This is a genomic window from Micromonospora sp. NBRC 101691 (genome assembly GCF_030269285.1).
Classification (GTDB): Bacteria; Actinomycetota; Actinomycetes; order Mycobacteriales; family Micromonosporaceae; genus Micromonospora; species Micromonospora echinospora.
The window spans coordinates 55,251-74,113 of sequence record NZ_BSTB01000030.1; the positions used below are offsets into that span (position 1 = coordinate 55,251).

Genomic DNA, 18,863 nt, shown 5'->3' on the forward strand with positions numbered 1-18,863 from the left:
CGGCGCTCAGCCGGCCCGTTCGCGCAGGGCGGTGAGGATGTCGCCGGCCCGGGTCCACAGGATCGACCCACCCTCGTCGTCGAGAAGGTGGTGCCGGGCGTCGGGGAAGCGGCGGGCCAGGGCCACCCCGAAGTCCGGTGAGTGGACCCCGCTGGCGTCGCGTCGCCCGTACCAGAGGTCGACCGGCACGGCGACCCGCTCCGGCGGGTACGGCCAGGGGCCGAGGCAGATCCGCAGGTCCCGGGCGTAGCCGGCGGCGCCCTGCCGGAAGCCCTCGGCCAGGCACCGCCGGTAGGCGGCGGCGAAGTCGTCCCGCTGGTAGAGCGCCCGGTCGTGCGGCGCGCTCATCCCGATCACCAGCTCCCACATGCCGTCGGCGGTGGCGAGGCCGGCGAAGCGGCGCTCCACGGCGTCCGGGTCCCGTTGCACGTCGCCCACCAGCGCGGCGACCTCGGGAGCGAGCAGGTCCCGCTGCGCGGCGAGGTCGTCCTGACCGGCGACGACCGCCAGCGCCCGCACCAGGCCGGCCCCGGCGAGCGCGACCGCGAACGGCGCGCCCTGCGAGAAGCCGACGGCTACGGGATCGGTCAGCCCCCGCTGGTCGACGAGGTGGGCGCAGTCGTCGACCCACGAGGCGAGGGTCCGGCCGGGATGTGCGGTGGATCCACCGAGACCGGGCCGGTCGACGCCGAGCAGCCGCATCCCCGACCGGGGCAGCAGGTCGACGCCGAAGCCCAGCGATCCGCTCATGGCCGCGCCGGCGCACAGGAGCACCGGCCGTCCGTCCGGCGGTCCCCACTCCGACCAGGCCAGCCGCCGGCCGTCCGGCAGGGCCAGCGACTCCGTCCGTTCCGGTCGGGACACGTCGATCACGTCTCGACGGTACGGACGCCGGCAACCGGATTACCGGATCCCGCCGGGTCGGGGGACGCCGGACCGGGATGCCCCTGGTCGGGGTTCCCCTGGTCGGGATGCGCCGGGTCGCGGGATCCCGGGTCGGGGGCGACGGCGGGGCGGCCGGGCATCCAGCGCAGCACCGCCAGCAGCCCGACACCGGCCACGGCGGCGGCGGTCAGCGCCACCACGTGCAGGGCGGCGACGAAGGCGCGGTCCGCCTCGGCCAGCAGGGCGGCGGCGTCGCCGAGCCGGGGCGCGACGCCGTACGCGCCGGCGAGGGAGCCCTCGGCCGTCTCCCGGACCCCGTCGGGCAGCGCCGTGGTGGCCGGCGCGACCCGGGCCCGGTAGACCGCGGCGAGCACCGCGCCGAGCACCGAGACCCCGAGGGCGGCCCCCACCTGCCGTACCGTGTTGCTGACCGCCGAACCGACGCCGGCCTTCGCCCGGGGCAGCGCGGCCAGGACCGACTCGGTGGCCGGGGCGGTGATGTGCGCCATCCCGACGCCCTGGATCCCGAGCAGCACGGCGACCACCCAGGTCGGCGTGGCCTCGTCGACCAGGGCCCAGCCCGCCAGCGCGACCCCGACCAGGCCCAGCCCGCCGCCGCAGACCGTCCGGGCGCCGTAGCGGCGGACCAGGGTGGCGCTGCGCGGGGCGAGGACGAGCTGGGTCAGGGCCAACGGCAGGAAGAGCAGGCCGGTGTACAGGGGTGAGTGGCCCCGGACCAGTTGCAGGTGGAACGCGCTGACGAACATCACCCCGGCTCCGGCGAAGAAGACCAGGCCGACCAGGGCCACCGGGACCGCGAACCGGGGCACCCGGAACAGCCGGACGTCCAGCGCGGGATGCTCGGTGCGCCGCTCGTGCCAGCCGAAGACGGCCAGCACGGCCAGTCCGGTGGACACCGCCGCCCAGACCACCGGCCGGTCGAAGCCGTGCTCGCCGCCGTCGATCACCCCCCAGGTGAGGGCGACCAGGCCGACCACGGAGAGCGCGACCCCGGGCAGGTCGATCCGCCCGGGGCGGGGGTCCCGCGACTCGGGCACCAGCAGCGCCCCGGCGACCAGCCCGGCGAGCGCCACCGGCACGTTGACCAGGAAGACCGACCCCCACCAGAAGTGCGTCAGCAGGATTCCGCCGAGGACCGGTCCGACCGCCACGGCGAGCCCGACCGAGGCGGACCAGTACCCGATCGCCCGGGGCCGTTCGCGGGGGTCGAAGACGCTGGCGATGACCGACAGGGTCGCCGGCATGATCGCCGCACCGCCGAGTCCCATCACCGCCCGCGCCAGGACCAGGTGCACCGGGTCGCGGGCGTACGCCGACAGCAGCGAACCCAGCCCGAAGACGGCGAGTCCGGCCAGCAGGAAGCGCCGTCGGCCGTAGCGGTCGCCGAGCACGCCGAGGCTGAACAGCAGCCCGGCGAAGACCAGGGTGTACGAGTTGATCGCCCACTCCAGCTCGGCCTGGCTCGCGCCGAGGCCGTGCACCGGGTCGGCCAGGGTGCGCAGGGCGACGTTGAGGATGGTGGTGTCCATGACCACCAGGAGCAGGCTGACCACGGTCACCCCGAGGATCGGCCACCGCCTCGGGTGCCCGGTGTTCGCGTACGCCGGCACGGCACGCCCTCCCCTGCGATCCTGCCGGGGGCGGCGCGGTCGGATCCCGCGTCCAGCCTAGGGCGACCGACCACCGGCAGGGAACCGCCACTGACCAGGTTTTTCCTGGTCAGTGGCAGTTCCTCCGGCAGGTCGGGGCACCCTCACTCGCGACGCCCGGGGCGCCAGCGGGCGGCCAGCGCCGCCACGCTGCCCCAGATGCCGCGCCGGAACAGCAGCACGACCAGGACGAAGATGGTCCCGGTGACCAGGTTGATCGCCGGGAAGCCGGAGAAGGACAGCCAGTCCTCCAGCCGGACCAGGATGCCCGCGCCGAGCACGCCGCCCCAGAGGGTGCCGATGCCGCCGAGCACCACCACGATCACCGCCTTGCCGGAGGTGGTCCAGTGCAGGGTCTCCAGCGAGACGAACCGGTGCCCGATGGCGAACAGGCCGCCGCCCAGCCCGGCGATGAACCCGGAGAGGACGAACGCGGTCAGCTTGTACCGGCGGACCGGGTAGCCGAGCGCGCGGGCGCGGGCCGGGTTGTCCCGGATGCCGACCAGCACCCGGCCGAACGGCGAGTTCACGATCCGCCAGGCGGCGGCGAGACCGAGCAGCGCGATCGGCAGCGCGGCGTAGTAGAAGTAGAAGTCGTCGGTGAGGTCGAGCCCGAAGAGTTCCCGGGGCACGCCCTGGAGGCCGTTCTCGCCCCGGGTGACCGAGCGCCACTCGTTGGCGATGAAGTAGACCATCTGCGCGAAGGCCAGCGTCACCATGGCGAAGTAGATGCCGGTACGGCTCACCGCCAGGTAGCCGATCGGCACCGCGAGCACCGCCGAGGCGAGCGCGCCGAGCAGCACCGCCACCGGGAACGGCAGGCCGGCGTTGATGGCGACCAGTCCGGTCACGTACGCCGAGGTGCCCCAGAAGGCGGCGTGCCCGAAGGACATCAGCCCGGTGTAGCCGAGCAGCAGGTCCACCGAGACGGCGAAGAGCGCCCAGCAGAGGATGTCCACCGCGACCGGCGGGTAGAGGCCGAAGGGCAGCAGGGCCGCCACGGCCAGTCCGACGGCGAGCAGGACGTACCGCAGCCAGCGGGGGGCGCGGGCGGCGGCGGCCAGCGCGGAGGGGGCGCGCTTCGCGCCGGGCTCGGTGTTCACCACCGTGGTCATGCCGGGGCCTCCTCTCGACCGAACAGGCCGGACGGACGCCAGAGCAGCACCACGGCCATCACGATGAACACGGTCGTCTGGGCGACGATCGGCCAGTCCGACAGGTACGCCTCGCCCCAGGCCTGGACCAGTCCGATGCCGAAGCCGGCGGCGACCGACCCGAAGATCGAGCCGAGACCGCCGATCACCACCACCGCGAAGACCACGATGATCAGGTCGGCGCCCATCAGCGGGTTGACCGCCCGCATCGGCGCGGCCAGCACCCCGGCCAGCCCGGCCAGGGCGATCCCGAAGCCGAAGACCGGCGTGATCCACTTCCCGACGTCGATGCCGAACGCCCGGGTCAGTTCGGGACGCTCGGTGGCGGCCCGGACCACCATGCCGATCCGGGTGTGGCCGAGCAGCCACCACGCGCCGACGCAGACGGCCACCGCGAAGCCGAGGATGAACACCCGGTAGGCGGGGAAGTCGAACAGCCCGAAGTCGACCGAGCCGTCCAGTTCGGTCGGCGTGGCGTAGGGGCTGGACTGCGCGCCGTACCGGAGCTTGACCAGGTCCTGGAGGATCAGCGTCAGGCCGAAGGTGAGCAGGAAGTTGTAGAGCGGGTCGAGCCGGGTCAGCCGGTGGATGAAGGCCCGTTCCAGCAGCATGCCGAGCAGGCCCAGCCCGATCGGCATGATCACCAGGGCCGTCCAGAACGGCACACCGGCCTCGCTGAGCAGCACGTACGCCCCGAACGCGCCGAGCATGTAGAACGCGCCGTGGGCGAAGTTGACCACCCGCAGCATGCCGAAGATGACCGCGAGCCCGAGGGCGAGCAGGGCGTAGAACGCCCCGCTCACCAACCCGTTGAACGTGTTGAGAAGGAAGCCGGTCACGGCGACGTCACATCCGGCAGTCCGGGGACGGGGCCGCAAACGCCTCCGCCGCCGGGATGGTCTTGAGGATCTTCACGTAGTCCCACTCCTCGGTGACCTCGGCGGCCGGCTTGACCTGGGCGAGGTAGGCGTCGTGCACGACCCGGTGGTCCTCGGCGCGGATCTTGCCGTTGCGGAGGAAGACGTCGTCGATGGTCTTGCCCTCCAGGGCCTCGACGATGGTGTCCGCGTCGTCGGTGCCAGCGGCCTGCACCGCCTCCAGGTACTGGGTGGCGGCGGAGTAGTTGGCCGCGTGGGCGAAGGTGGGCCGGGTGCCGGTCTCCGCCTTGAACCGGTCGGCGAACTCCCGGTTGCGCTGGTCGAAGTTCCAGTACCAGGCGTCGGTGTAGGTGGTGCCGGCCAGCGCGTCCGGGGTGAGCGAGTGGATGTCGGTGAGGAACATCAGCCCGACGGCCAGGCCGACGCCCTTCTCCCGGAGCTTGAACTCGTTGTACTGCTTGACCACGTTGACCAGCTCGGCGCCGGCCTGCATGGTGCCGAGCACGTCCGGCTTCGGGTTCAGGCCCGGGGCCTTGAGCAGGTACGTCGAGTAGTCGCCGCTGGTGTTCGGGAACGGCGCGGCGTCCTTCGCCAGCACCTTGCCGCCGGCCGCGGTGATCGCGTTGGAGAAGCTACGCTCCATGTCCTGCCCGAACTGGTAGTTCGGGTAGAGCACGTACCAGTTCTTCGCGCCCTGCTCGGTGGTGTTCCGGCCGGTGCCGTTGGCCAGCATGTACGTGTCGTACGCGTAGTGGAAGGTGTACTTGTTGCACTTCGCGCCGGTGAGCGTGGTGGTGGCCGCGCCGATGTTGAAGTAGAGCTTCTTCTTCTCCTTCGCCACGTCGGCGACCTTCTCCGCCGCCGACGAGGTGGGTACGTCGAGGATCAGGTCGACGGCCTTGCGGTCGTACATCTCGTTCGCCTTGGTGTTGGCGATGTCCGGCTTGTTCTGGTGGTCGGCGGTCTCCACGGTGATGTCCTCGGTCACCGCGTCGTCGCCGTACTTCTTCTTGAAGTCGGCGATGGCCATCTCCACGGCCTTCACCGAGTTCTTGCCGGACAGTTCGAGATAGGCCCCCGACTGGTCGTTGAGCACGCCCAGCACGATCTTGTCGCCGCTGAGCCTCCCGTCGCCGGAGGACTGCGGCCCTCCCCCGCCGCAGCCGGCCGCCAGCAGCGCGGCCGCCGACCCGGCGGCCACCAACATGGTCCTGCGCATGGTCTTCCCTCCATCCGCGCGTCGGCGCGGGTCGTCGTCAGATGCCGAGGTACGACAGCAGCTCGCGTTCCCGCGAGCGCACCTCGGAGTTGTCCATCGCCTCCACCACACGTCCCTCGGCCAGCAGGTAGTGCCGGTCGGCGACGCCGGTGGCGAAGTGCAGGTTCTGCTCGACCAGCAGCACGGTCACGCCGTGCTCCTTGGCCTGCCGCAGGATGTCGCCGACCTGCCCCACCAGCAGGGGCGACAGTCCCTCGGTCGGCTCGTCGCAGAGCAGCAGCCGGGCGCCCATCCGCAGCACCCGGGCCAGGGCGAGCATCTGCTGCTCACCGCCGGAGAGCTGGGTGGCCGCCGAGTCGCGGCGGGAGTACAGGGCGGGGAACGCCTCGTAGACCCGGTCCAGCGGCCACGGATCGGGGCCTACCGTCGGCGGCAGCGTCAGGTTCTCGGTGACGCTGAGCGTGGCGTACGCGCCCCGGTCGTCGGGGACCCAGCCCAGGCCCAGCCGGGCCCGGCGGTGCGCCGGCAGCCGGCCGACGTCCCGGCCGTCCAGGGTGACCGTCCCGCTGCGGCCCGGGTGCAGCCCCATCACGCAGCGCAGCAGGGTGGACTTGCCGGCCCCGTTGCGCCCGACCAGGGTGACCACCTCGCCCGCGGCGACGGTGAGGCTCACGCCGCGCAGCACCCGCGCCTCGCCGTACCAGGCGGAGAGGTCGTCAACGCGCAGCATCGGTCGCTCCGTCGGTGGCTCCATGGGCGGCTCCCAGATAGGCGGTGATCACGCGTTCGTCGGCACGGACCTGCTCGTACGGGCCCTCGACGAGGACCTTGCCGGCCTGGAGCACGGTGACGGTGTCGGCCAGCCGGCCCACGACGCTCATGTTGTGTTCGACCATCACCACGGTCCGGCCGGCACGGACCCGGGCGACCAGCTCGACGGTGCGGTCGACGTCCTCGAGGCCCATTCCGGCGGTCGGCTCGTCGAGCAGCAGGACCCGGGGGTCGAGGGCGAGGGCGATGGCCAGTTCCAGGGCCCGTTTGCGCCCGTACGCGAGGGCGTCGGCGGGCGTCTCGGCCAGGTCGGCGAGCCCGACCTCGGCGAGCAGTTCGTCGGCCCGGGCGGTGTAGCGGCGCATCAGGCGCGCCGAGCGCCAGAACCGCCAGCCCAGGCCGCTGGGGCTCTGCAACGCCAGCGCCACGTGTTCGCGGGCGGAGAGCTGCGGGAAGAGGCTGGTGATCTGGAAGGACCGGGCGACGCCGAGCTGGGCGACCCGTTCCGGGGGCAGGCCGCCGATGTCCCGCCCGTCCAGCAGGATCCGTCCGCCGCTGGGCCGCAGGAAACCGGTGAGCAGGTTGAACAGGGTGGTCTTGCCGGCCCCGTTCGGCCCGACCAGGGCGTGCACGGTTCCCTCGACGACGTCGAGGTCGACCCGGTCCACGGCCCGGAAGCCCCGGAAGTCCCGGGTCAGCCCCCGCGCCGACAGCAGTCCCTGCCCGACCATCGCCACACCCTCCGCAGGTCGACGGCGACGACCGGATCGGTGACAGCGGTCACAGGATCGTCGCGTGCAGGAAACCTACGGGGCGGCGGCGACGTCGAACTATGTCGATCTCACATACATTCCGGTACGACCACCCGGGCCCGCCCACCATGGGCGAACGGGCCCGGACCGTCGTCGCACCGGCGGCCCACCACGTCGACATGTGGTGGCGCCACTGGTGCCATCAGCCGGTAAGCGCGTTCAGCGCGAGGTCCACGTCCGCCTCGGTGGTGTAGAGGTGGAAGGACGCCCGGACCCGCCCGGCCCGGACGGCGGCCCGCACACCGGCCCGCTCCAGCTTCTCCTGCGCCCCCGGGACGTCGACGACGACGATCGCGCTCTCCCCCGGCGGCCGCCCCAGGCCGTCGAGGAACCGGTTGGCCAGGGCCACGTCGTGGTCCCGGATCGCGGGCACCCCGATCTCGGCGAGAAGCTCCAGCGCCGGGGCCGCCCCGACGTAGGAGAACCAGGCCGGGGAGATGTCGAACCGCCGGGCGTCCTCGGCCAGACGCAGCGGCGGCCCGTAGTAGGAGCCCTCCGGCTCCCCGCCCGCGAACCAACCGGCGGCGTCCGGTCGCATCCGGTCCCGCAGCCGCGGCGCCAGGTAGCCGAGGGCCACGCCGCGCGGGGCGGTCAGCCACTTGTACGCCCCGACCACCACCGCGTCGGCCTGACCGGCGTCGAAGGGCAGCCAGCCACAGCCCTGGGTGGCGTCGACCGACACCAGCGCGCCGTGCGCGCGGGCGGCGGCCACGATCTCGTCGTACGGGGCGATCCGCCCGTCGGCGGACTGCACCAGGCTGAACGCGACCAGGTCGGTGCCGTCGTCGATCGCGTCGACCAGCTTCTCCAGCGGCACCGTCCGCACCTCGACGCCCCGGTCGGCCTGCACCAGCCAGGGGAAGAGGTTGCTGATGAACTCGACCTCCGGCACCACCACCCGCGCGCCCGGGGGCAACGCCGCGGCGACCGGGGCCAGCAGCTGGGACACCGTGCTGCCGATCGCCACGTCCCCGGCCGGTACGTCCACCAGCCGGGCGAACGCCGCCCGCGACCGTTCGGCCGCCGCGTTCCACACGTCCACGACGTTCTGTCCGACCCGCCACCGGGCCAGCGACTCCTGGAGGGCCGTCCAGGTCGGTTCGGCCGGCAGCCCGTAGGTGGCGGTGTTCAGCCACCCGGGCTCCGGCTGCCACAGCTTCCGCGCCTCGTCCAGATCCATGCGTCCGACGCTAGCCGCGTGGCCGGGGCACGGTCACAGCCAATCACCGGCCCCTGGCTCCCGGTTCACGCGGTCGACGCGGGCTCCACCGGTGTGGTCCGGACAGCGACCGCGCACGCATCCGTCCGTCCACGGGACGGTGGGTTTGTCGTCCGGAGACTGTAGAGCTGCCCGCACAGACGGGGCGGCGGACAGCGGAGGCAGCCCGGCCCGGGCGGGTTCAGCTCACGTTCGCCGGACCGAGCACGCTCTTCAGGTCCCCCATCAGCGCGGTGGTGGCGGCCACCCGGAACGGACCGAGCCGCAGCGTGGTGACCTTGCCGCCGTTGAGGAGCTTGACGTGCACCTCGGTGTCGCCGGGGTGCAGCACCAGGGTCTCCTTGAGGCGCTCCACCAGGGGCGGGGTGCACCGGTGCACCGGGATGGTCAGGGTGACCGGTTTGCTGCCCGGGTTGCTGGTGACGTCCGGCAGCTGCATGTCCATCGCCATGATCCGGGGGGTGTCGTCGCGGCGGTCCACCCGTCCCTTGACCACCACGATCGCGTCCTCGGCGATGTACTGGCCGATCACCTCGTAGGTGTTGGGGAAGAACAGCGTCTCCACACCACCGGCCAGGTCCTCCAGGGTGGCCGACGCCCAGGCCCGGCCCTGCTTGGTCACCCGGCGCTGCACCCCGGAGAGGATGCCGGCGAGGGTGACCACCGCCCCGTCGGGCACCGAGCCCTCCTCGGACAGCGCGGCGATGGTGCAGTCCGCCGCCGCGCCGAGGACGTGTTCCAGCCCGAACAGCGGGTGGTCGGAGACGTAGAGACCGAGCATCTCCCGCTCGAAGGCGAGCTTGTCCCGCTTGTCCCACTCACCCTCGCCGATCACCGGCATCACGGTCGTGCTGGTGGTGTCGGCGTCCCCGAACCCGGCGCCGAAGAGGTCGTACTGGCCGACCGCCTCCTTGCGCTTGACGTCGGCGTACGCGTCGATCGCCTCGGCGTGCACGACGAGCAGGCCCTTACGGGGGTGCCCCAGCGCGTCGAACGCCCCGGCCTTGATCAGGGATTCGATGGTCTTCTTGTTGCAGACCACCGCGTCGACCTTCGACAGGAAGTCGTAGAAGTCGGTGTACTCGCTCTTCTCCTCCCGGCAGCGCATGATCGAAGCGACCACGTTCGCGCCGACGTTGCGCACCGCGCCGAGCCCGAAGCGGATCTCCTTGCCGACCGGGGTGAACGGCCCGGCGGAGGTGTTCACGTCCGGCGGAAGCACCTGGATCCGCATCCGGCGGCACTCGGAGAGGTAGAGCGCCATCTTGTCCTTGTCGTCACCGACCGAGGTCAGCAGCGCGGCCATGTACTCGGCCGGGTAGTGCGCCTTGAGGTACGCCGTCCAGTAGGAGACCAGCCCGTACGCGGCGGAGTGCGCCTTGTTGAACGCGTAGCCGGCGAACGGGACCAGCACGTCCCACACCGCCTGGATCGCCTCGTCGGAGTAGCCGCGCTCCCGGCAGCCGTCCCGGAACGGGATGAACTCCTTGTCGAGGATCTCCTTCTTCTTCTTGCCCATCGCCCGACGGAGCAGGTCGGCCTGGCCGAGGCTGTAGCCGGCGAGGATCTGCGCGGCGCGCTGCACCTGCTCCTGGTAGACGATCAGGCCGTAGGTCGGGGCGAGGATCTCCCGCAGCGGCTCCTCCAGCTCCGGGTGGATCGGGGTGATCTCCTGGAGGTTGTTCTTGCGGAGCGCGTAGTTGGTGTGCGAGTCGACGCCCATCGGGCCGGGCCGGTAGAGCGCCAGGACGGCGGAGATGTCCTCGAAGTTGTCCGGCTTCATCAGCCGCAGCAGCGACCGCATCGGCCCGCCGTCGAGCTGGAACACGCCCAGGGTGTCGCCCCGGGCCAGCAGCTCGTAGGCGGCCTTGTCGTCCAGCTCCAGGCCCAGCAGGTCGAGGTCCTTGCCGTGGTTGAGCTGGATGTTCTTGACCGCGTCGTCGATGATCGTCAGGTTGCGCAGGCCGAGGAAGTCCATCTTCAACAGCCCGAGCGACTCGCACGTCGGGTAGTCGAACTGGGTGATGATCACCCCGTCGGAGTCCCGGCGCATCAGCGGGATGTGCTCGATGATCGGCTCGGCCGACATGATCACGCCGGCGGCGTGCACGCCGGTCTGCCGGATCAGTCCCTCGATGCCCTTGGCCGTTTCGATGACCTTCTTGACGTCCGGGTCGGACTCGTACAGGCCCCGGATCTCGCCGGCCTCGGCGTACCGGGGGTGCTTCGGGTCGAAGATGCCGGACAGCGGGATGTCCTTGCCCATCACCGCCGGGGGCATCGCCTTGGTGATCCGGTCGCCGACCGCGTACGGGTAGCCGAGCACCCGGGCCGAGTCCTTGATCGCAGCCTTCGCCTTGATCGTGCCGAAGGTCGCGATCTGGGCGACCTTGTCCTCGCCCCACTTGTCGGTGACGTACTTGATCACCTCACCGCGCCGACGCTCGTCGAAGTCGATGTCGACGTCCGGCATGGAGACCCGCTCGGGGTTCAGGAACCGCTCGAAGATCAGGCCGTGCGGGATCGGGTCCAGGTCGGTGATGCCGAGCGCGTACGCGACCAGCGAGCCGGCCGCCGAGCCGCGGCCCGGTCCGACCGCGATGCCCTGGCTCTTCGCCCACTGGATGAAGTCGGCGACCACGAGGAAGTACGACGGGAACCCCATCTGGATGATGACGCCCAGTTCGTACTCGGCCTGGACGACGTGCCCCTCCGGGATGCCGCTCGGGAACCGGCGGGCCAGCCCCTTGAAGGTCTCCTTACGGAACCAGGACTCCTCGGTCTCCCCGTCCGGCACCGGGAACCGTGGCATCAGGTTGTGGAACTCGAACATCCCCGCCGGGTCGACCCGTTCGGCGACCAGCAGGGTGTTGCGGCAGCCCTCCAGCCAGACGTCCGAGCCGTCGACCGCGCGCATCTCGTCGGCGGACTTGATGAAGTAGCCGCTGCCGCCGAACTTGAACCGGTTCGGGTCGGCGATGTTGCTGCCGGTCTGGACGCAGAGCAGCACGTCGTGCGACTCGGCCTGCGCCTCGTGGGTGTAGTGGGAGTCGTTGGTGACCACCGGCGGGATGGCCAGCTTCTTGCCGATCTCCAGCAGCCCGTCGCGGACCCGCTTCTCGATGTCGAGGCCGTGGTCCATCAACTCCAGGAAGTAGTTCTCCCGGCCGAAGATCTCCTGGTACTTCGCCGCCGCCTCCAGGGCCTGGGCGTCGTGGCCCAGCCGCAGCCGGGTCTGCACCTCACCGGACGGGCAGCCGGTGGTGGCCATCAGGCCCTCGGCGTGCTCGGCGATCAGCTCGGTGTCCATCCGGGGCCACTTGACGAAGAACCCCTCGGTGTACGCCTTCGAGGTGAGCGTGAAGAGGTTGTGCAGACCGGTCTTGTTCCGCGCCCAGATGGTCTTGTGGGTGTAACCACCGCTACCGGAGACGTCGTCGCTCTTCTGCTCGGGCCGACCCCACTTCACCCGCTGCTTGTGGAAGCGCGACTCCGGCGCCACGTACGCCTCGATGCCGAGCACCGGGGTGATGCCGGCGGCCATGGCCTGCTTGTAGAAGTCGTGCGCGCCGTGCATGTTGCCGTGGTCGGTCATCGCCACCGCCGGCATGCCCAGTCGGCTCGCCTCGGCGAAGAGGTCCTTGAGCCGGGCCGCACCGTCGAGCATCGAGTACTCCGTGTGCACGTGCAGATGCGCGAACGAGTCGGCCATGCAGAGCGCCCCCCGGGTCTGATCTTTGGCAGTCGGCCTAGCCTAGCCCCGCCCCGAGAGACGCCTCCAGCACGCCGCGCGGGCGTCCGTCGGGTGGCCCGGATCGCGTCGACCGGCGGTGGCGACGGATCGACAGTCGGTTGCCGGACTCGGCCGGGAAGCCGGGCGGCGGGCGTCGTAGCCTGGCCGAACCACACCCTACGACCATGGGACGAGAATGCCCCTTCCCGACGGTGTCGAGGAGCTGGCCGCGGCGGCGGCGCACGGGGACCCGGCGGCGCGGGACGCGCTGTTGTCCGCGGTCCGCCCGGAGGTGCTGCGCCTCTGCGCCCGGCTGCTGCCGCACCGGGAGGACGCCGAGGAGGCGTGCCAGGACGCGTTGCTCGCGCTGGCCCAGGGCATCACCCGGTTCGAGGGCCGGTCGTCGTTCCACACCTGGCTGCACCGGCTGACCGCCAACCGGGCCCGCTCGACCTACCGGGCGCTGCGCCGCCGGTGGCTGGTGGAGGCCGGCGGCGTGTCGCTGCCGGATCCGCCCGACCCGCGCCGGACGAGCGTGGTCGCCGGCACCCGGCTCGACCTGCTCGACGCGCTCGACGCGGTCCGTCCCGAACTGGCCGAGGCGGTGACCCTGCGCGACGTCCTCGGACTGGGCTACCGGGAGATCGCCGAGCTGCTCGATGTGCCCGAGGGGACCGTCAAGTCGCGGATCCACGAGGCCCGCCGGCAACTCCGGCTGCGGCTGGCCGCAGCGCCGGCCGTCGGGGAGGGGCGGTGACCGTGGCAGCCGACCGGGCTCGCGCCCGTCCGACCGGTGGGCGGCGCACCGTTGGCCGTCCGGTCCACCGGCGGGACGGCGCGGGCGGACGGCCCGGCCGGGTGGCCATACTCGCCGTGGTGCTGGCCGCAGCGGTGACGGCGTGCGGTGGCGGCGGCGACGTGCCCGTCTCGCCGCTGCCCGTCCAACCGCCGCCCGTGGCGACCGCGCCCACCCCGGGGCCGTCCGCGCCGGCCCCGACGTCGGCGTCCCCGCCCGCCACCACACGCGGACCGGTCGCCGCCCCCACGTCCCGACGTCCCGCCCCGACCACGCCCACGCGCACGCCGGCCGCGACCGGATCGCCGACCGGCCGGCCCGACTCCTGCCTGGGCGCGGTCCGGTACGACCTGGTGCTGGCCGAGACCGAGTTGGCGCTGGTGACGTCGCTCTGCTTCGCCACCGGCGCGGTGCTGCGAATCATCGGGATCGGCCCCGGCGAGGTGACCGTGGACCGGGAGGACCTGGTCTCCCGCAGCTACGAGGCCGGGGTGGTGGACATCCGGTTCGTCCGTCCGGGCACGGTCACCGTGCTGATCCCGCAGGAGGGCACGACCTACCCGATCACGGTGGTGGTGCGCTGACGTCGGCCTACCGCACCCGCACGCCGGCGAGCAGCCGGTCAACGAAACCGGCGTCGCTGTCCGCCGGGGGCACGACCTGCACGTAGATCAGTCCGGTGCGGTCGGGACCGAGCCCGGCGGCCTCGACCACGACCGGCCTGCCCCGGTCGCAGGTGAACCGGGCCACCACCCAGTCCACGCCCGCCTGGCGGGTGCGACGCACCGGCGCGGCGGCGCAGGACGCGTGCGGACGTTCGGCGACGAAGCCGGCGGGGGTGGTCCGCGCGGCGGTGCTCGCGGAAAGGCCGACGAAGGCGCCCGGCACGGTCGGATCGGTCGCCCACCGGCGCGGGTCGGGTGACATCACCAGGGCGGGTTCGAGGTTCCCGTCGGTGCCGTACCGGCCGGCCCAGCCGGTGCCGACGGTCCGCCATCCGGGCGGCAACGTGACCGTGATCGGCCCACTCGTCCCGGTGCCCGTGTCCCGGACGGTCGCGGTGTCCCCGGTCAGGGTGCCGACCGCGACGAGCATCGCCACGCCCCCCACCGTCGCCGCGAACCGCCGGCCGGCCGGTCGCGCCCCGGCCGGTCCGGGCCCGGCCCGCGTCCCGCCCGGTCCGGACGTCGGGGTGGACGCGGCGGCGTGCCGCAGGGCCGCGCGGAAGGCTTCGGCGTCGTGGTGGCGGTCGGCCGGCCGGGGCGCGGTGGCCCGGCGCAGCACGTCCGCCACCTGCGGCGGAACCTCCGCGCGCAGCTGGAGCGTCCCGTCCGGGCGCGGCGGGGCCGGCGTGTCCCGCTGCGTGTCCACGCCGAGGAGCCGTACGCCGAGCCGGCCCAGCCCGTACACGTCGGCACGGGTGTCGACGACCGCGAGCGGGTCGTCCTGTTCCGGCGCCATGTAGCCGGGGGTGCCGGCCCGGGCGGTGAGGCCGGAGGCGGCGGCGAGCGCCTTGGCCAGTCCGAGGTCGGCGACCAGCACCCGCTCGCCGTCGGGGTGGGACCGGAAGAGGATGTTGCCGGGGGTCAGGTCACGGTGCACCACGCCGTTGCGGTGCAGCACGGCGACGCCGTCGGCGATCTCGGCCAGCAGGTCCAGGGCGACCGGCACGGGTAACGGACCGGCGGCCAGCCGGTCGCGCAGGCTGCCGCCGTCGGCCAGGCCCATGACCGAGTACGGTCGCCCGTCGGCCAGTTCCCCGACCGCGTGGACGCGGACCAGCCGCTCGTCGTCGAGCCGGCGCAGCAGGCGGGCCTCGTCGAGGAACCGTTCCCGGACCCGCAGGTCGTGGTGCCAGTTCTCGGCCAGCACCTTGATCGCGACCGAGGAGCCGAGGACCGGGTCGTGGCCCAGCCAGACCGTCGCGAACGAGCCCGCGCCGAGCAGCCGCTCGATCCGGTACGGCCCGATCCGTTCCGGGCTGGTCACCGCACCACCCCCGCCACCGGTTCCGTCCGCCATCGGCACCGGTTCCGCCCGTCACCGCCGCCCGACGTGCCCCGGCTCGACAGTAGACGGATCGGCGAGCCGCCGGCAGCACCCCGACAGCCGCACGTCACCCACCATCGGTGGCGAACACACTGATACAGATCCGCACGACGATGTATCGCTGGACAATGGTGTGTGGCACACAGTATCGTGTGACGCATGGTCAGCGATGAGATCCTGCGAACGCACCTCCAGGAGTTGCGTCGGGGCACCGTGGTGGTGGCGAGCCTGGTCGCCCTGCGCCGCCCCGACTACGGCTACGCGCTGCTGCAACGCCTCTCCGCCCACGGCTTCCCGGTCGACGCCAACACGCTCTATCCGCTCCTGCGGCGGCTGGAGGAGCAGGGGCTGCTGACCAGCGAGTGGAACACCGAGGAAAGCCGACCACGCAAGTTCTACCGAACCAGTGAGGAGGGTGAGTCGGTGCTCAGCCGTCTCCTGGACGACCTCTCCACCGTGCAGACCTCACTGACCGGACTGATCGAAGGAGTCGCCCGATGACGTCCCTGACCGACCGGTACCTCGCCGCCACCCTGCGCTCGGTGCCGGTCGCGCGGCGCGAGGAGATCGCCACCGAGCTGCGCGCCTCGATCGACGACATGGTCGAGGCCCGGACGGCGGACGGGCAGGACACCGCCGCCGCCGAACGGGAGGTGCTCACCGAACTGGGCGACCCGGCACAGCTCGCCGCCCGCTACGCCGACCGCCGGCTGTACCTCGTCGGCCCGACGTACTACCTGGCCTGGGAACGGTTGCTGAAGCGGCTGCTCGCCTTCCTACCGGCGACGGTCGGGGTGATCGTGGGCGCGCTCACGGCCGTCAACGGCGACGCCGGCAGCGCGGTCGGCGAGGGCGTCGTCGCCGCGCTCATGGTCGCGCTCCACCTCTGCTTCTGGGTCACCCTGGTCTTCGCGGTGCTGGAACGCCTCAACGTCCCCCTGGACCTGCCCGGGTGGACCGTCGACCAGCTGCCGGAGGAGCGGCTCGACCGGCAGATCCCGCTGACCGACACCGGCGCGGCGATCGGCTGGCTCGTGCTCGTCATCGCGTACCTGCCGTGGCAGCACCACCGGTCCTACGTCCCGGACGGCGCGGGCGGCGACGTGCCGGTCCTCGACCCGGCGCTGTGGAGCTTCTGGTTGCCGTTCCTCATCGCCGTGCTGATCACCAACATCGGCTTCGAGATCGTCAAGTACCGGGTCGGCCGCTGGACCTGGCCGCTGGTCGCGGTGAACCTGCTGCTCGACCTGGCGTTCGCGGTGCCGGTGATCTGGCTGCTGCTGACCGACCGGCTGATCAACCCCGAGCTGGTGCAACGCTTCGCCTGGTTCCGCGAGGGCGACAACCTGGACGTGGTCACCGCGGTCATGGTCGCCACCACGGTGCTGATCGTGCTCTGGGACGTCGCCGACAGCATCGTCAAGGCGTACCGCAGCCGCACCTGACGCCTCCGCGACCGGCCCGGCACGTCACGGGGCGTGCCGGGCCGGTCCGCGTACCCGACCGGACTCCGGAGCGTGACCGTCTCACCGACCATGGGGATCGACGGACCGGGCGCCACCGCCCGACCGGTGCACATTTCCTGGCCGGGTGGACTGGCCGAACACTCTGGACAGTGGCCGGACGACGCCCAGATCATGAAGCCCAAACCGGTCTGGTGGCGTGCGGGGCATCCACCGACTCCGTCACTCCAGAGCAGGTGAACCGTCTTGAGCATCTCCGATCTGCGCACCGACTGGAAGATCTTCCGACAGACCATGCGGGACTCCACGCTCAAGGAGGCTCTGGTCGACAGCGCCGAGTACATCCGGATCCGCCGCCACGAGCGGCGGGAACGCTTCGACGAGCGGTTCGGCACCGAGACCAACGGCATCGTCGGCCTGGCCGACATCGACAGCATCGGGACGCACCAGGAGGAGGCATCCCACTACCTGCCCACCCGGAAGCAGGAGTTCGACCGGATGATGGCGACGGTCGGCGAGATCGACCACCGGAACACCGTCTTCGTCGACCTCGGCTGCGGCAAGGGGCGGGTGGTGCTGCTCGCGGCGGAGAAGCCGTACAAGAAGGTGATCGGGGTCGACTTCTCCCCCAGCTTCATCAGCCAGGCCAAGGAGAACGTCGAGCGCTACACCGGCCCGGTGGCGACCCACGAGATCGAACTGCTCGCCATCGACGCGGTCGACTTCGTCGTCCCGCCGGAGAACCTGGTCGTCTACCTGTTCTCGCCGTTCGGGCCGCCCGTCTTCGACACCGTGATGGGCAACCTGGTCGCCGCGACGAAGAAGCGGAAGCAGAAGATCACCATCGTGTACTACTCCCCCGACTACGACGACGTGGTCCGGGAGGCCGGCTTCACGCTCGTCGCCCAGGGCAAGGGCGACCACTGGCCGTGGAGCATCTACTCCGTCGGCGAGTCGGCCTGACCCGTCCCGCGCGCCAGGGCTGCTGGCCGGCTCGCCGACCCGGAACCTCACCGCAACCGGCCGTCGACCGGCAGCGTCACGACGGCCGGTGGGACTCCCACTCGGCGGCAAGCATCGCGTAGACCACCTCGTCGGTCCACTCGCCCTTGACCAGCTCGTTCTCCCGCATGTGCGCCTCGCGTCGCATGCCCAGCCGTTCCAGGACCCGGGCCGAGGCGGTGTTGCGGGCGTCCAGCCGGCCGACGATCCGGTGCAGGCCGAGCAGGTCGAAGCCCATCTCCATCATCATCCGGGCCGCCTCGGTGGCGTAGCCCCGGCCGCCGTGGTCGGGGTGGAAGACGTAGCCGACCTCGCCCTGCCGGTGCTCGACGCTGACCCAGAACAGCAGCACGTCCCCGACGAGCTGGCCGGTCTCCCGGACCACCACGGCCAGGTTGAGCACGTCGCCCGAGTTCCGCAGGGCGGTACGGCGGCACTTGCGCGCCAGCGCCTCCCGGGTCGCCTGCTCGTCGTGCGGCTCCCAGTAGAGGTAGCGGGCGACGTCCGCGCGGGACTGGTACGCGTGCAGCGCCGCGAAGTCGCCCTCGGCGAACGGGCGCAGGTCGAGCCGCTCGGTGCGGATCGGGTAGTCGGGAATCAGCACCCCGGCAGGGTACGCCCCGCGCCGCCCGGCCGGACCACCGCTACTCCGCCCCGAAGGCGCAACCTGTCACCAGACAGCCGGGTGTTTCCGCGACGATCTCGACCGCACGCGAGTGGTCCACCGATCCGACAGGTCGACACCGCGCCCACCGGAGGCTCGCTTCCGCATCCGGTGACGCAAGAAACTCCTCCACTTCTACACGCCCGCCCCCTCGTCGCGCACCTTCCGCCACAGCGTGAGCGCGGCTTCGAGATCGCTCACGGCGGACGCGTACGCCGCGTCGCGGGTACGGCAACTGAGGTGCAGTCTGCCATCGCGCCGGCGGCCGGGAACGACGCAGGGAATCTCGACAACGCTCACGTAGCACCACCCTGACGCAGCAGATCATCGAATTTCGCGAAGCGAGCAAGCCGCGTCAGTCGAGTGGCCGCGATGTTCCGCGATCTAGCGCTCCACACCCTCCGCAAGCCACACGTTGCTCATGTCAACGCCGCCTCAATCGTGACCACCGTGGTCCGGCTGAAACTGGACCACCTTGGTTTGGTTGATCTTTAGTCGTTGGTCTTGCTGGCTGCGGGGACGCGGCCGAGGTCGCGGTCCTTGAGTCG

The 18,863-nt window shown here is 71.9% G+C and carries 17 protein-coding genes; 5 read left to right on the top strand and 12 right to left on the bottom strand.

All coding sequences use genetic code 11. The features are described 5' to 3' along the window. Positions 1 to 6: 6 nt before the first annotated feature. The 9 genes from QSK20_RS30550 to dnaE all read right to left on the bottom strand — a co-directional run bounded on the left by QSK20_RS30550 (position 7) and on the right by dnaE (position 12,320). Entirely contained in the window at positions 7 to 873 is an 867-nt protein-coding gene (locus tag QSK20_RS30550; protein WP_502889079.1) for an alpha/beta fold hydrolase, read from the bottom strand. After that, positions 870 to 2,516 carry an MFS transporter gene (locus QSK20_RS30555; protein ID WP_285792082.1) on the bottom strand — a complete coding sequence of 549 codons (1,647 nt, stop codon included), beginning with the start codon at positions 2,514 to 2,516 and terminating at the stop codon, positions 870 to 872. The genes QSK20_RS30550 and QSK20_RS30555 overlap by 4 nt, the downstream gene beginning before the upstream one ends. 143 nt (positions 2,517 to 2,659) lie before the next feature. Next, complete coding sequence (locus tag QSK20_RS30560) at positions 2,660 to 3,670, bottom strand: branched-chain amino acid ABC transporter permease (RefSeq protein WP_285792083.1); 1,011 nt, start codon at positions 3,668 to 3,670, stop codon at positions 2,660 to 2,662. Then, positions 3,667 to 4,548 (bottom strand): branched-chain amino acid ABC transporter permease, encoded by an 882-nt coding sequence (locus tag QSK20_RS30565; protein WP_285792084.1) that lies wholly within the window; start codon positions 4,546 to 4,548, stop codon positions 3,667 to 3,669. The genes QSK20_RS30560 and QSK20_RS30565 overlap by 4 nt, the downstream gene beginning before the upstream one ends. A 7-nt stretch (positions 4,549 to 4,555) precedes the next feature. Further along, a complete protein-coding gene (locus QSK20_RS30570) occupies positions 4,556 to 5,806 on the bottom strand; it encodes an ABC transporter substrate-binding protein (RefSeq protein WP_285792085.1) in 1,251 nt (416 codons plus the stop codon). A 37-nt stretch (positions 5,807 to 5,843) separates the two neighbouring features. Further along, positions 5,844 to 6,536, bottom strand: a complete 693-nt coding sequence (locus QSK20_RS30575) for an ABC transporter ATP-binding protein (RefSeq protein WP_285792086.1) — start codon at positions 6,534 to 6,536, stop codon at positions 5,844 to 5,846. Continuing rightward, entirely contained in the window at positions 6,523 to 7,308 is a 786-nt protein-coding gene (locus QSK20_RS30580) for an ABC transporter ATP-binding protein (protein ID WP_285792087.1), read from the bottom strand. The genes QSK20_RS30575 and QSK20_RS30580 overlap by 14 nt, the downstream gene beginning before the upstream one ends. 223 nt (positions 7,309 to 7,531) lie before the next feature. Further along, positions 7,532 to 8,569 (bottom strand): aminotransferase class V-fold PLP-dependent enzyme, encoded by a 1,038-nt coding sequence (locus QSK20_RS30585; RefSeq protein ID WP_285792088.1) that lies wholly within the window; start codon positions 8,567 to 8,569, stop codon positions 7,532 to 7,534. 220 nt (positions 8,570 to 8,789) lie between these two features. Then, positions 8,790 to 12,320, bottom strand: a complete 3,531-nt coding sequence (gene dnaE, locus QSK20_RS30590; RefSeq protein ID WP_285792089.1) for a DNA polymerase III subunit alpha — start codon at positions 12,318 to 12,320, stop codon at positions 8,790 to 8,792. 217 nt (positions 12,321 to 12,537) lie between these two features. Between dnaE and QSK20_RS30595 the strand changes: the two genes are divergently transcribed. Together QSK20_RS30595 and QSK20_RS30600 are read left to right on the top strand one after the other, a co-directional pair. Beyond that, complete coding sequence (locus QSK20_RS30595; protein WP_285792090.1) at positions 12,538 to 13,098, top strand: RNA polymerase sigma factor; 561 nt, start codon at positions 12,538 to 12,540, stop codon at positions 13,096 to 13,098. Next, a complete protein-coding gene (locus QSK20_RS30600) occupies positions 13,095 to 13,721 on the top strand; it encodes a hypothetical protein (RefSeq protein WP_285792091.1) in 627 nt (208 codons plus the stop codon). Before QSK20_RS30595 ends, QSK20_RS30600 begins: the two co-directional genes overlap by 4 nt. Before the next feature lie 7 nt (positions 13,722 to 13,728). On the opposite strand, the gene QSK20_RS30605 is transcribed toward QSK20_RS30600, so the two are convergent. Beyond that, the gene (locus QSK20_RS30605) at positions 13,729 to 15,126 is read right to left on the bottom strand and encodes a serine/threonine-protein kinase (protein WP_285792092.1); all 1,398 of its coding nucleotides are present in this window, start codon (positions 15,124 to 15,126) and stop codon (positions 13,729 to 13,731) included. 219 nt (positions 15,127 to 15,345) lie between these two features. On the opposite strand from QSK20_RS30605, the gene QSK20_RS30610 reads away from it, so the two are divergent. The 3 genes from QSK20_RS30610 (at position 15,346) to QSK20_RS30620 (ending at position 17,612) form a co-directional block, all read left to right on the top strand. Then, positions 15,346 to 15,687, top strand: a complete 342-nt coding sequence (locus QSK20_RS30610) for a PadR family transcriptional regulator (protein ID WP_088985011.1) — start codon at positions 15,346 to 15,348, stop codon at positions 15,685 to 15,687. Further along, on the top strand, positions 15,684 to 16,631 hold the full coding sequence (locus tag QSK20_RS30615; RefSeq protein WP_285792093.1) for a permease prefix domain 1-containing protein: 948 nt from the start codon (positions 15,684 to 15,686) through the stop codon (positions 16,629 to 16,631). Before QSK20_RS30610 ends, QSK20_RS30615 begins: the two co-directional genes overlap by 4 nt. A gap of 264 nt (positions 16,632 to 16,895) precedes the next feature. Next, the gene (locus tag QSK20_RS30620; protein WP_285792094.1) at positions 16,896 to 17,612 is read left to right on the top strand and encodes a class I SAM-dependent methyltransferase; all 717 of its coding nucleotides are present in this window, start codon (positions 16,896 to 16,898) and stop codon (positions 17,610 to 17,612) included. A gap of 76 nt (positions 17,613 to 17,688) precedes the next feature. On the opposite strand, the gene QSK20_RS30625 is transcribed toward QSK20_RS30620, so the two are convergent. Together QSK20_RS30625 and QSK20_RS30630 are read right to left on the bottom strand one after the other, a co-directional pair. Continuing rightward, positions 17,689 to 18,255 carry a GNAT family N-acetyltransferase gene (locus tag QSK20_RS30625; protein WP_285792095.1) on the bottom strand — a complete coding sequence of 189 codons (567 nt, stop codon included), beginning with the start codon at positions 18,253 to 18,255 and terminating at the stop codon, positions 17,689 to 17,691. A gap of 195 nt (positions 18,256 to 18,450) precedes the next feature. After that, positions 18,451 to 18,615, bottom strand: a complete 165-nt coding sequence (locus tag QSK20_RS30630; RefSeq protein WP_285792096.1) for a hypothetical protein — start codon at positions 18,613 to 18,615, stop codon at positions 18,451 to 18,453. Positions 18,616 to 18,863 lie beyond the last annotated feature (248 nt).

Coding starts and splice junctions, on each gene's coding strand:
- QSK20_RS30560 (WP_285792083.1), bottom strand. CDS start 3,670: ATGACCACGGTGGTGAACACCGAGCCCGGCGCGAAGCGCGCCCCCTCC.
- QSK20_RS30570 (WP_285792085.1), bottom strand. CDS start 5,806: ATGCGCAGGACCATGTTGGTGGCCGCCGGGTCGGCGGCCGCGCTGCTG.
- QSK20_RS30575 (WP_285792086.1), bottom strand. CDS start 6,536: ATGCTGCGCGTTGACGACCTCTCCGCCTGGTACGGCGAGGCGCGGGTG.
- QSK20_RS30580 (WP_285792087.1), bottom strand. CDS start 7,308: ATGGTCGGGCAGGGACTGCTGTCGGCGCGGGGGCTGACCCGGGACTTC.
- QSK20_RS30585 (WP_285792088.1), bottom strand. CDS start 8,569: ATGGATCTGGACGAGGCGCGGAAGCTGTGGCAGCCGGAGCCCGGGTGG.
- dnaE (WP_285792089.1), bottom strand. CDS start 12,320: ATGGCCGACTCGTTCGCGCATCTGCACGTGCACACGGAGTACTCGATG.
- QSK20_RS30595 (WP_285792090.1), top strand. CDS start 12,538: ATGCCCCTTCCCGACGGTGTCGAGGAGCTGGCCGCGGCGGCGGCGCAC.
- QSK20_RS30610 (WP_088985011.1), top strand. CDS start 15,346: ATGGTCAGCGATGAGATCCTGCGAACGCACCTCCAGGAGTTGCGTCGG.
- QSK20_RS30615 (WP_285792093.1), top strand. CDS start 15,684: ATGACGTCCCTGACCGACCGGTACCTCGCCGCCACCCTGCGCTCGGTG.